At 66.8% G+C, this 12,040-nt stretch carries 13 protein-coding genes; 5 read left to right on the top strand and 8 right to left on the bottom strand.

Features of this window, described 5'->3' with window-relative positions:
• The first annotated feature begins 60 nt into the window (after positions 1–60).
• Positions 61–477: a TadE/TadG family type IV pilus assembly protein gene (locus tag ACAX61_RS05200; RefSeq protein ID WP_370713731.1), complete on the top strand. Its 417-nt coding sequence runs from the start codon at positions 61–63 to the stop codon at positions 475–477.
• Positions 474–2,108: a pilus assembly protein TadG-related protein gene (locus ACAX61_RS05195; protein WP_370713730.1), complete on the top strand. Its 1,635-nt coding sequence runs from the start codon at positions 474–476 to the stop codon at positions 2,106–2,108. Before ACAX61_RS05200 ends, ACAX61_RS05195 begins: the two co-directional genes overlap by 4 nt.
• A 73-nt stretch (positions 2,109–2,181) precedes the next feature.
• On the opposite strand, the gene ACAX61_RS05190 is transcribed toward ACAX61_RS05195, so the two are convergent.
• On the bottom strand, positions 2,182–3,030 hold the full coding sequence (locus ACAX61_RS05190) for an outer membrane protein (RefSeq protein ID WP_370713729.1): 849 nt from the start codon (positions 3,028–3,030) through the stop codon (positions 2,182–2,184).
• 172 nt (positions 3,031–3,202) lie between these two features.
• On the opposite strand from ACAX61_RS05190, the gene parE reads away from it, so the two are divergent.
• Genes parE through ACAX61_RS05175 form a run of 3 tightly spaced genes read left to right on the top strand, consistent with a single transcriptional unit; the run spans position 3,203 to position 7,199 of the window.
• Positions 3,203–5,185: a DNA topoisomerase IV subunit B gene (gene parE, locus ACAX61_RS05185; protein WP_370713728.1), complete on the top strand. Its 1,983-nt coding sequence runs from the start codon at positions 3,203–3,205 to the stop codon at positions 5,183–5,185.
• On the top strand, positions 5,178–5,966 hold the full coding sequence (locus ACAX61_RS05180; RefSeq protein ID WP_370713727.1) for an energy transducer TonB: 789 nt from the start codon (positions 5,178–5,180) through the stop codon (positions 5,964–5,966). Before parE ends, ACAX61_RS05180 begins: the two co-directional genes overlap by 8 nt.
• Before the next feature lie 24 nt (positions 5,967–5,990).
• Positions 5,991–7,199, top strand: coding sequence for a hypothetical protein (locus tag ACAX61_RS05175; RefSeq protein WP_370713726.1), 1,209 nt, complete (start codon positions 5,991–5,993; stop codon positions 7,197–7,199).
• Here ACAX61_RS05175 and ACAX61_RS05170 read toward each other — a convergent pair.
• Genes ACAX61_RS05170 through ACAX61_RS05140 form a run of 7 tightly spaced genes read right to left on the bottom strand, consistent with a single transcriptional unit; the run spans position 7,196 to position 11,942 of the window.
• On the bottom strand, positions 7,196–8,026 hold the full coding sequence (locus ACAX61_RS05170; RefSeq protein WP_370713725.1) for a TIGR00266 family protein: 831 nt from the start codon (positions 8,024–8,026) through the stop codon (positions 7,196–7,198). The two genes, ACAX61_RS05175 and ACAX61_RS05170, sit on opposite strands and share 4 nt — an antisense overlap.
• Positions 8,027–8,039: 13 nt before the next feature.
• Positions 8,040–8,849 carry an ATP-binding protein gene (locus tag ACAX61_RS05165; protein WP_370713724.1) on the bottom strand — a complete coding sequence of 270 codons (810 nt, stop codon included), beginning with the start codon at positions 8,847–8,849 and terminating at the stop codon, positions 8,040–8,042.
• 42 nt (positions 8,850–8,891) lie between these two features.
• Positions 8,892–9,851 carry a CDF family Co(II)/Ni(II) efflux transporter DmeF gene (dmeF, locus tag ACAX61_RS05160; protein WP_370713723.1) on the bottom strand — a complete coding sequence of 320 codons (960 nt, stop codon included), beginning with the start codon at positions 9,849–9,851 and terminating at the stop codon, positions 8,892–8,894.
• Between the two features lie 11 nt (positions 9,852–9,862).
• Positions 9,863–10,138 carry a metal/formaldehyde-sensitive transcriptional repressor gene (locus ACAX61_RS05155; RefSeq protein WP_370713722.1) on the bottom strand — a complete coding sequence of 92 codons (276 nt, stop codon included), beginning with the start codon at positions 10,136–10,138 and terminating at the stop codon, positions 9,863–9,865.
• Positions 10,139–10,171: 33 nt separating this feature from the next.
• Positions 10,172–10,630, bottom strand: coding sequence for a vgr related protein (locus ACAX61_RS05150; RefSeq protein WP_370713721.1), 459 nt, complete (start codon positions 10,628–10,630; stop codon positions 10,172–10,174).
• Entirely contained in the window at positions 10,627–11,520 is an 894-nt protein-coding gene (locus ACAX61_RS05145) for a hypothetical protein (protein WP_370713720.1), read from the bottom strand. Before ACAX61_RS05145 ends, ACAX61_RS05150 begins: the two co-directional genes overlap by 4 nt.
• Complete coding sequence (locus ACAX61_RS05140; protein WP_370713719.1) at positions 11,517–11,942, bottom strand: copper chaperone PCu(A)C; 426 nt, start codon at positions 11,940–11,942, stop codon at positions 11,517–11,519. Before ACAX61_RS05140 ends, ACAX61_RS05145 begins: the two co-directional genes overlap by 4 nt.
• Positions 11,943–12,040: the final 98 nt, after the last annotated feature.

Raw genomic sequence — 12,040 nt, 5'->3', positions numbered from 1 at the left:
GCGTGCGAAGCGGATGTAACGCCAAGACTGGCGTAAAGTCGCGTCCAGTAAACCGGAGGCATGACGCGCTTCCGATCCATCATTGTCGACCGTTGCGGCGCCACGCTGGTCGAGTTTGCGTTGCTGGCGCCGATCCTTCTCATCCTGCTGCTCGGAATATTGGCATATGGCCAATATATCCTGACCGCGCACACGCTTCAGCAACTGGCCAATGACGCCGCGCGCGCGGCGATCGTGGGGCGGTCACAGGATGAGCGTCACGCGCTGGCGCGGGAGAGCGTGGCTGAGGGGCTGTCGGGCACAGCGCTGGCGCATCCCGACGCGGTCGATACCGATGTCGAAGAACGTGGCGGGCGCATTCATGTCGCGCTGTCGGTGGACACGCGCGAATTGGCGCTGGTGCGTTCCGCCATGGTGCGGATGCCCGACCCCGTGCTGGTTCGGCGGGCAGTGGCCGAAGTGGCGGAATTGCCGTGAAGCCGTTGTTGCAACTGTTGCCAGAGCGGCGCGGCGCGGTCGCGGTGCTGGTGGCGGGCGCGCTGCCGGTGTTGCTGGGGATGGCGGCGCTGGCGGTGGATTTCGGGGTGGTTCAACTGGAGCGGCGGCGATTGCAGGGCGTGGCCGATGCCGGGGCGCTTGCCGCCGCACGCGACCTGAGCCGTGCGGATACGCTTGCGCGCACGCTGGTCGCCGCCAGTCCGGGCCGGTTTCCGATGGAAAGCGATGTGACAACCGGCCGGTATCACCGCCAAGCAGGATTGCCGCCCGAAAGCCGCTTTACCATAGACGAAAGTGACCCCGATGCCGTGCGCGTCAGCGTGCGCGCGACCGTGCCGACCGCGTTCGCGCGGATTTTCGGCACTGAATCGATCACGGTCGAGCGCCGCGCCACCGCGCGCCGGGTGGACATGGCCGGCTTTGCGATCGGCAGCCGGCTGGCCGGTTTGGATGGCGGCATCGCCAATGCGCTGTTGTCGGGACTGACTGGCGGGCAGGTGTCGCTGGCGGCCATGGATTACCGGGCGCTGGCGTCGGCGCGGCTGGATCTGGTGCCCTGGCTCTCGGCGCTGGGAGCCGATGCGGGCCTGAATGTCGCAACCTATGATCAGGTGCTGCAGGCCGACCTGCCCGCCGGAACCGTGCTGGGCAGCCTGTCGCGGCAGGTCGTCGATCCGGTAGCCGCCGCCGCGCTGTCTCGCCTGGCGAGCGCGGCAAAGGGGACGATCCGGCTGGCCGAGCTGATCGATCTGGGCGAACTGGGACAACAGGGCGGGGGCGGGGCCGGGCTGGTCGATGTCAGCACATTGGACCTGGCCAGCAATGTGATTCAGGGAAGCGCGACCGACCGGCAGGTGGCCATTGACCTGGGCGCGCAGGTGCCGGGCCTTGCCCGCACGCGTCTGTGGGTGGCGGTGGGGGAGCGGCCCAATGCCGCGCCGTGGATCGCCATTGCTCGTGATGGCACGCCGACCGTCCGCACGGCGCAGGCGCGCATCTACCTGGAGGCAAAGCTGAACGCCCAGCCGTTGCCGGGGATCAGCCTGGCGTCGGTCGAGCTGCCGCTGCTCGTCGAACTGGCGAGCGGAGAGGCGCGACTGGAAAGCATCGACTGCGTTCGGCCCTACGCTGTTACGCTGTCGGGCCGCCCCAGTCCGGGGCAGGTCGCCGTTGCGCATATCGATCCCGACCGGCTGGACGATTTCAAAACACCGCTGTCGCTATCGCGCGCCGACCTGCTCAAGACGCTGCTGCTGCGGCTCGAGGGGCGGGCCGCGATAGATCTGGGCGCGGCGGAGGCGTTTCAGACCCGCCACTTCGATGCGGACGCGATTGCTGGCAGTACGCCGCAAACGATCAAGGGACAGGCGCTGACCGGCGGCATCGCCACCAGCCTGATGCGGGAGATTGAGCTGCGTGCCGTTGTCCTGGGCCTGTTGCCCCTGCCGGTCGATCCGTTGGTGCGCGCGGTTGGCAGTCAGCTGGGTCTGCTCGCGCCCGTGCTGGACCCGGTGCTGAACGCGGTGACCGGACTGCTGGGCGTCGGGGTGGGAGAGGCCGATCTGTGGGTCACGGGTCTGCGCTGCGGCCAGCCTGTGCTGGTCGAATGAGCAGAAAAAACCCCGCCGTCCACGAAGGACGGCGGGGCGATACGCTTACGCTACTAACTGGATCACATTCGCGTCAGAAGCGGAAAGCCGCCGTCGCGCGGACCGAATGGAAACGGAAATTGTCGTCGCTGCGGCGCATGTCGGTGCCCGACGCGCTGCCCAGCAGGAACGGGTTGGTCGCGGGCGCCGTGCCGGGGCCTGCGCGGACGACATAATCGTCATCCTGATAGTTGTTGTACATATATTCCAGGCCGAGCGAGATGTTGCGCGTCACCGACTGCTCGATACCGCCGCCGACGGTGTAGCCCCAGCTGTTATGCTTGGCTTCTTCGCTGGTGAAGGCGTTGGCGCCGTTCGAGGTGGTGAAGCTGTTGTTGATGCGCGCATAAGCCGGACCGCCCGCTGCGTAGAACAGCGTCTTGCCGCCGGCGGCATAGCCCGCGCGACCGCGAATGCTGGCATTCCAGTCGAAGCTGCGGCCGAACTGGTAGAATGCGGGGGTGGTGCTGTAGCCGGTCACATAATCCTTGGCCTGGCTCTTGCCGAATTCACCAACGACGCCGACGACGAAGTTGCCCATCTGGGCGTCCCAGCCGGCGCGAGCCGAATATTCGATCTCGTCCTTGTCGTTGAAGCAGCCGCCCGCCGGGGTCGCACCGCGCGCGCCGCCGTTACAGAAGCCGGGCGAGAAGGCATTGGTGCCACCTGCCGTGGAAACGATGTCGCCGTAGTTGCCGTCAAGATCGCGGTCGAACACGACCGATTCGCCGACATCATTGCCCTGCATGCTGAGGCCGAACGAGCCGCCGACATAAGGACCGTCGAAACGCTTTTCGCCATCGGCGGTCTGGGCGAGGGCGGGAACCGCGGCAAGCATTGCGGTCATGCCGATCGCGGCGCGGATGAGAGTGCGCTGACGCATACGAAACTAACTCCTCACTAGGTTACGCAACAGATACGAGGCGCCGAACGTCCTTGATGCGGGTTAGCTGCATTGCGGCGAAATTAAGATGCAGCGGGTGTTGCATCGATGCCACAGCGGCTGGTGTGCGGCTTCGCTTTGTTCCTGCGCCAACGCGGCTTATAGCAGGGGCATGTCAGACGATCTGTTCGCCGCCGCCACTTCCCCCCAGCCGACCGACTATAACGCCGCGTCGATCGAGGTGCTGGAGGGGCTGGAGCCGGTCCGGCGGCGGCCCGGCATGTATATCGGCGGTACCGACGAGCGCGCGCTGCATCACCTTGCCGCCGAAGTGCTGGACAATGCGATGGACGAGGCGGTGGCCGGTCACGCCAATCGCATCGAAATTACGTTGGCAGAGGGTAACCGCCTGACCATCGTCGACAATGGTCGCGGCATCCCCGTCGACCCGCACCCACGCTTTCCCGACAAATCGGCGCTGGAAGTCATCCTGTCGACGCTGCATTCGGGCGGCAAGTTTTCGGGCAAGGCCTATGCCACGTCGGGCGGTCTGCACGGCGTGGGGGTCAGCGTGGTCAACGCGCTGTCCGATGATACCGTGGTGGAGGTTGCCCGCGACCGCCAGCTTTACCGCCAGCGCTTCTCAAAGGGGCAGACGCTGGGACCGCTGGAGCATCTGGGCGGCACGCCCAACCGGCGCGGCACGTCCGTTGCCTTTACCCCGGACGCGGAGATTTTCGGGCCTGAACTGCATTTCAAGCCAGCGCGCCTGTACAAGCTGGCGCGGTCCAAGGCGTATCTGTTCGCAGGCGTTGAAATCCGCTGGAAGTGCGCGCCCTCGCTGATCACCGACGACACGCCGCCAGAAGCGGTGTTCCAGTTCCCCGGCGGTCTGGCCGACCATTTGAAGGAACAGGTCGGCACACGCGAATGCGCCACCGCCGACTTCTTTTCGGGCGCACAAGAGTTCCCGGACGAGCAGGGCCGCGTCGAATGGGCAGTCGGGTGGCCGCTGTGGAGCGACGGCAGCTACAGCTGGTATTGCAACACCATCCCCACGCCCGATGGCGGCACGCATGAACAGGGGCTTCGCCAGGCGCTGGTGCGCGGGTTGCGCGCGTTCGGGGAACTGGTGGGTCAGAAAAAGGCCAAGGACCTGACGCCCGACGACGTGATGGTCGGTTCCGAACTGATGCTGTCGGTGTTTATTCGCGAACCCCAGTTTCAAAGCCAGACCAAGGACCGCCTGACCAGTCCAGAGGCCGCGAGCCTCGTCGAAAAGGCGGTGCGTGACCATTTCGACCATTTCCTGTCCGACCGGATGGACAGGGGCAAGGCGCTGCTCGGCTATGTCCTCGACCGGATGGACGAGCGCCTGCGCCGCAAGGCCGAGCGGGAGGTCAAGCGCAAGACCGCGACTTCCTCACGCAAGCTGCGGCTGCCGGGCAAGCTGACCGACTGTGCCGCCGACAGCCCCGACGGCACCGAATTGTTCATCGTTGAAGGCGATTCGGCAGGCGGTTCGGCCAAGCAGGCGCGCGACCGCAAGACTCAGGCGATCCTGCCCATTCGCGGCAAGATCCTGAATGTCGCATCGGCGACCAGCGCCAAGATCCTGGCCAATCAGGAAATCGCGGACCTGATCCAGGCAATGGGATGCGGCACGCGAAAGGACTGCGTGCCCGACAATCTGCGTTACGAGCGCATCATCATCATGACGGACGCCGATGTCGACGGGGCGCATATCGCGACGCTGCTGATGACCTTCTTCTTTCAGGAAATGCCCGAACTGGTCCGGCGCGGGCACCTGTATCTGGCGCAACCGCCGCTTTATCGCCTGACTGTCGGTGCCAAATCGCTCTACGCCCGCGACGACGGCCACCGCGCCGAGATCGAGCGGACCGCGTTTCGCGGCAAGAAGGTCGATGTCGCGCGCTTCAAGGGACTGGGCGAAATGAACCCAGGTCAGTTGCGCGAAACGACGATGGACCCCTCGACACGCAGTCTGATCCGTATCACTTTGCCGCAGGAATATGAGGAACGGGCTGGCGTAAAGGATCTGGTCGATCGGCTGATGGGCAACAACCCGGCCCACCGATTCGCTTTCATCCAGGAAAACGCCGCCCGATTGGAGGCTGAGGAACTGGATGCGTAAGCGCTGGATGATCGCCGCGACAATCCTCCTGTCATCGGGGACTGCTCACGCTGTCGAGACACTTGATGTCGGGGCCGATCCAGCCAGTTGCACTGTTTACCGCCGCGTCGTGCCGGGTGATGCGCCGACCCTGGTCGGGGTGCGGCATTATCCGGGCGCTGCCGGGGTGGTGCTGCTCTTGTCTGTGCCGTCGTCGATGATGCTTGAGCCGGATCGGATGCGACCTGCCTTTGACGCGGATCATCTGTCGGTGGGCGCCATCGAACGGGCCCGAAACGCAGCGGGCCGGACGATCTACTTCATCCCGCTCGAACCGCGCAGCGGCACGACGCTTGGAGACAAAGGAACCATCAGCCTGACGGGCGTGACAAGCGCGTCGATCCCGGTTGACCTGGGGCAGGTCGCGCGGATGGTGAGGGCGGGGGGTGAGTGCGAAACCGGCTTGCTGTCCGGCTGGGGCGTGGAGCCCTCCGGTCCGATGTCGGTCGCCCAACCTGCGGTCGCGCGCGGGGGGCAGTGGATCAGCGTGGCCGATGTGCCCGAACGCTATCTACGGCGGGTCAATGATCGCTTCACCACCATCTTGTGGACCATTGGCGATGATGGCCGGGTCGGCGAGACCTGTCGCGTGATCGAACCATCGGGCGATGAGGGGCTGGACCAGCTGGCCTGCCCGACGCTGCGCCGCAAGATCAGCTATCGCCAGCCCGCCCGCGATGCTGCGGGCCAACCGGTGGAATCGGTGATGGTGCGCCGTATCCGCTGGGGCCCGATCGAATGAGGTGACGACCCAAGGAGAAGTGTGATGCGTTGTTCCCGGATCATCCTTGCCACGCTGGCGCTAACGACCGCCCCCGGCGCGTTCGCCCAGACGCCTGACACTGGAAGTCCGACCATCACCGTTATCGGGCCGAATCTTGGGGAAAGCGAGGCCCGGCTGAAGGCCTGTATCGCTCGTCAATGCTCGGTCAGCGACGAAATCGACGCGACGCTCGGCCATGCGGAGGCGCAGTTCGTCGCAGGCCATTATCGCGATGCGCGCGCCACCTTACAGGCAGGGATTTCGCGCAACCGCCGTCATGCCGACAGCGCACCCGAACCGGTCGCGGACCTGTTGCGTGCCGACGCCCGCGTGGCCGCGCATCTGGGTTTTGCGGGCAAGAGCCGGCAGGGCATGATGGCAAGCGAACATGTGCTGCGCCGCGCCTTTGGCGAGCAGGACCGCCGCGCCATCGTGGCGCGCATCGCCACAGCCGATGCCTGGCAGGCGGTCGGGCGGTTCGAAGCCGCGCGGGACGCATATGCCGCCGCCGCCCGGCTGGCGCGCGAAGCCGATGCGCCGCGTATCGAGGGGATGGCCCTGTTGCGCCGCGCATCGCTCGATGCCCAGTTATCGAGCGTGCAGGGGGGCACAGGGCGCCCGGAAAGCCTGGAAGCACTGCTTGCGCGGACCGACCCCGAACTGGAGCCGTTCGTCAACGCGGCGCGGATCGTAGAGGCACGGATCCGTCTTCGCGACGGTGACCCGGATGCCATGGAAGCGATCATTGCCAGCGCTCGGCAGAGCCAGGGCGACCAGCCGCTGCTGCTCCATAAACCGGTAATCGTCCTCGGCCCGGCGGGCGATGAGGTGGTCGATCGACTGGACAACCGGCAAATGCCCAAGGTTGCGACAATGTCTTCGGAACTGCTGAAGGTGCCGGTGGAAGATAACTGGGCCGATTTCGGCTTTTGGATCGGCGCCGATGGGCGGGTCCGCGATGTCGAACTGCTGCGGGCGGGTCCGAGACTGTCCAAGGAATGGCCAAAGCTGGTGCTGAGGGAGTTGGCCGGGCGCCGTTACGCGCCAATGGCGCCCGGCACGGACGATCCTGGCTTTTATCGGGTCGAGCGGTACAGCATGACATCTGCGTTCGAGGATGGGATCAAGTCGCGCATCCGCAGCCGTTCTGCGCAGCGGAGGCTGGTGCGGCTGGACCTGACCGCACCACCCAAGCCCGCCACCACATCCTAATTGTTGCCGCCGATCCAGTCGCCAAGGCCGCCCAGCGCCGATCCCTCGCCGCGATTGCCGCCGCCGCCGCCCGCCGCCGCCATCATGCGGCCCGCCAGTCGGGCAAAGGGCAGCGACTGGATCCACACCTTGCCCGGTCCGCGCAGCCGGGCAAAGAATGCGCCCTCGCCGGCCGAGAACATCGTGCGGATGCCACCAACCGTCACCAGATCGAAATCGACCGAGGGAGTATAGGCGGCAAGGCAGCCGGTATCGACGTGCAGTTCCTCACCGGCGCGCAGTTCGCGCTCCACCACGGTGCCGCCCATCTGGACGAAGACCCAACCGTCGCCTTCCAGCTTCTGCATGATAAAGCCTTCGCCGCCGAACAGGCCGGTCATCACCCGCCGCTGGAACGCGATGCCGATCGACACGCCCTTGGCCGCGCAAAGAAAGCTGTCCTTCTGACAGATCAGCGTGCCGCCCACCTGATCCAGCCGGAGCGGCAGGATCGACCCCGGCGTGGGGCTGGCAAAGGCGACGCGCGCCTTGCCCGATCCCTGATGGGTGAAGACGGTGGTGAACAGGCTCTCGCCCGTCACCAGCCTTTTGCCCGCGCCGAGCAGCTTACCCATGAAGCCGCCGTCCGCGCCGCCGGAGCCGTCACCGAACACGGTGGTCATGCCGACCCCGGCGTCCTTCCACACCAGCGCACCTGCTTCCGCAACGGCGCTCTCGCCGGGGTCCAGTTCGATCTCGACGAACTGAAGCTCTTGCCCCTTGATCTCGAAGTCGATGTCGTCGGCCACGCCGGCGCGGCGGTGATGGCTCCACGGGCTGTTCTGCATGCTCGCTCTCCGTTCAGACGGTCTTGCCGGCACGGCCGGCCAGTTCGGTCACATAATGCCACGCCACGCGTCCCGACCGGCTGCCGCGCCGCGTCGCCCATTGCACGGCGTCGGCGGGGTCGAAGTCGAGGCCCATCGCGGCTGCATAGCCCGCGACGATGGCGAGGTAGCCATCCTGATCCAGCGCATGAAAGCCCAGCGACAGGCCGAACCGGTCGGCCAGCGCCATCTGGTCGTCGATCGAATCGCGCTGGTTGATGGCGCTTTCCTGCTCGGCAATGTCGCGCGGGATCAGGTGGCGGCGGTTGGATGTCACGACGATGCGCGCATTGGCGGGCCGCGCTTCCGCCCCGCCCTCCAGCAGCGAACGCAGGGCGCGCGCCTCACCTGCGGCGTCGAAGCCCAGATCGTCGAGGAAGATGGCATAGGCGCGTGGCCGGTCGGCCAGCAGCGCGAACAGCCGGGGCAGGGTGTCGAGCCGGTCGGTGACGACTTCGACCAGCGCAATTGATTTGCCGCGTGCCTGAAGTTCGCCGATCGCCCCCTTGACCAGCGCCGACTTGCCCGTGCCGCGCGCGCCCCACAGCAGCGTGTCCTGCGCCGCCACGCCGTCGGCCAGCCGCGTGAAATTGGCGAGCAACACGTCGCGGTTGCGGTCAATGCCCTTCAGCCGTTCCAGCGGTTGCGGCGCAAAGGCGCGGACCGCCCGCAGATTGGCACCGTCCCAGACATAAGCGGGGTGCACCAGCGGGTCCGCGTCGGCGGGCGGCGGCGGGGCGATGCGGTCGAGCGCGTCGGCGATGCGGGCAAGCGGGTCGGTCATCGGGCCTTGCGATGCCGCCGCTTTGACCCTGCGGTCAAGGCGTCAGTGGCCGCGCGCGACCGTCAGATGCGCGACGGCGGCGATGCTCGAAAGCCGTTCGCGCACCGTCGCTTCGCTGGCGTCGCCCTCAACCTCGACGATGGCCGCATGTGCTTGCGGGCCGATGCGCCAGACATGCAGGTCGATGATACGCGTGTCGCCCGGCCCCTCGACCGCGTGGCGGATCGCATCGGCCAGCCCCGGCTCGGCCCGGTCCAACAGCACGCGCGCCGTGTCCGCCATCAGACCCAGCGACCAGCGACCGATGACGATGGCGCCCAGCACGCCCACAATGGGGTCGAGCCATATCCAGCCTAGATATTCGCCCGCCAGCAGTGCGGCGATGGCCAGGACCGAGGTGAGCGCGTCGGCCAGCACGTGGAGATAGGCGGATCGCAGGTTGTTGTCGTGAGCATGGCTGTGGTCATGGTCATGCCCGTGATGATGGTGCCCGCCACTCAGCAGCAGCGCGCTGACCAGATTGACGACCAGCCCGATGATCGCGACCAATGTTGCCTCGCCAAAGGCTACGTCGCCCGGTTCGATCATGCGGCGCACGCTTTCCACACCGATGCCGATCGCGAACAGCGCGAGGATGATGGCGGAGGCAAACCCCGCCAGATCGCCTACCTTGCCGGTGCCGAACGTATAGCTGGGGTCGCGCGCATGAACGCGGGCATAGCGATAGGCCATGGCCGCCACGCCAAGCGCACCCGCGTGCGTCGCCATGTGAAAGCCGTCTGCCAGCAGCGCCATCGACCCGGTCCAGTAACCGGCGGCGATTTCGGCCACCATCATCACGGCGGTCAGCGCGACGACCCAGATGGTGCGCCGCGCATTGGCATCATGCGCGTCACCCAGATATTCGTGCGTGCGCGAACATGGATGGCCCGCATCGCGCGGCGGGGCGGACGGGGCGGGGTGATGCGCGTGATGGTGATGATGGTCGGTGTGCGGCGGCATCGCCCGGTTCCTCAGCGAAAATGACGGCGAAGCACCGTCGCCAGTTCGTCGGCACCCGCCGCGCGCTGTTCGGCGCTCAGCCCGTCGGCAGCGACATGTTCGCGCAGATGTTCTTCGACCAGCCCGTCCATCAACCCGGCCACCGCGCCGCGCACGGCGGCGGCGAGGTGCAGCGTCTCGGCGCAAGGCGCATCGGCTTGTACCGCGCGTTCAATAGCGGCGACCTGTCCCGCGATGCGCCGGATGCGGGCGAGCAGCCGGTCACGGTCTTGTGAGGTGTGCGACATAGGATAGGGGGGTATCCTATGTCGCCAGATTTCTCAACCCGGCGTGAAGGGCAGGATGCCGCGATACTGTTCCAGCGGCGGCGCCCCCGGTACGATCCGCCCGCGCGTGAGCAGAAAGATGTGGCGGACAATCTCGGCCTGCTGCTCGATCCCATAGCGGTCCAGCCGCCAGCCGGGCTTGAGGCTGTAATCGTACCGGCAAAAGGGATGGCGACGGATCGGCAGGAACATGCCCTTCTGATGCTGCCAAACATGCACCATTTCGTGGATGAACAGGCCCTGCCGGTCGACATCGGCACAGGCGAAATCGCTGCAGTACAGGCCGCCGCCCGGATGGAAATGGATGGAGCCCAGCGGCGCCATCGTCACGTTGCGCGGCTGGAAAAAGGCCCATTTGCGATTGGCGACGCCCACCTGAGCGTAATCAATGGCGTCCCCGAACACAGACCGCGCCAGCGCGACCTCTTCCGGGGTGAGCGGCCGCCCCTTCATCGCGGCGCGACCGATGCGGCCACCCGGTCGCACCGCGCGGTCAGGTCGTCGGCGACAGGCCAGATGCACATGGTGCGAAGATAGCCGCCATTTTCAACAAAGCGCAGATGCTGGCGCAGCGTCACGAATCGTGCGCGGTCGACGGCGGTGCCGGTGATCGTCACCCGTTCGCCATCAGCCACCACGTCGCGCACGGTCAGGCGCGTGAAATTGGGCTGCGCTACGAACAGGTTGCGGGCAAAGGCGGTGCGGTCGGGCGGCGCGGTCTGGTCGAGACTGGATGCAACGATCACCAGTGGCTGTGCGCCATCGGGATCGGTATCGCGCGGTCCCTCGGTCAGGATCAGGCCCGATCCCATCAACGTACGAACCGCGCGAAAGCCCGCCCGGTCGCCAATCGAGAAGGGCAGTGCGGCAATCGCGCTTTCCAGATCGGCGGGGCGCTGAAAACGCACCGTTGCCAGTGCGCTTTCGATCGCGGGCGCGCGATCCGCCGCGCGCGACGCATCGACCTGAGCGATGACGACCGCCGTCGCATCCGCCCCTTCGGCCAGCACGATCCATTTGGCATGGCGAGTGCCGCCGATCTGCTGATGTCCGCGCCATCGCACCGCCCGCTCGCCGCCGGGCAGCGCGACCACGTCTCCCGACCCGTCGATAATCACGCCATTGGGCAAGGGGCGGCCCGCCGGAGTGGCGGCGATGCGCTTCACCAGCTCGGCCCATGCCTCTTTCGGCAATTCGGCGAGGGTGATGCTGTCACCGGCGGTATTTGAGAAGCCGGTGAAGCCCGATGCCTCAGTCATGTCGGCGGGTGGGGTCAGGCCGATGGCGCCGCCCTGCGGAAAGGTGACGGCGGCCTGAAGCAGCAGGACCGCTGCCGCGATCATTCGGGGCCGGTGCCGCCGGGGGCGACGAGTGCGGCATCCAGCTCGATCGGCGGTGCGTGATCAAACATCAGCGTCACCTTGGTCGTGCCGCCCGGCTTCAACGCGGGGTCGAGGTCGAACAGCATGGCGTGCGCGCCGCCGGGCGCCAGCGCCACCGTGCCGCCCGCTGGCACGTCGATGCCATCTACCGGGCGCATCGACATGACCGCGCCGTCCTTCATCGTTTCATGCAGTTCGACGCGCCGCGCCGCCGCCACGCGCAGGCTGGTCAGGCGAACAGCCTCCCGCCCGCCGTCGATGCTGACATAGGCGGCTGCCGGGCGCCCGGCGACTGCAGGCAGTCGCACCCAGGCGTCGTGCGCCACCGGGTCGCCCCTGCCGCCGCCGCAGCCCGCCAGCAGGGCCGCCAGCGATACCGCCAAAATCCCGCCTCGTATCGCGCTTCGCCGCATGGGACACCCTTTGAACATCACCTCATCCACGCCTAGCCGTGCGGCAATCTTGCGGCAAGGCGAACCCC

Source organism: Sphingomonas sp. IW22 (genome assembly GCF_041321155.1).
In the GTDB taxonomy this organism is placed as follows: domain Bacteria; phylum Pseudomonadota; class Alphaproteobacteria; order Sphingomonadales; family Sphingomonadaceae; genus Sphingomonas.
Note: the sequence above shows the minus strand (reverse complement) of the source record. Positions and strands in the feature narration are given on the sequence as shown.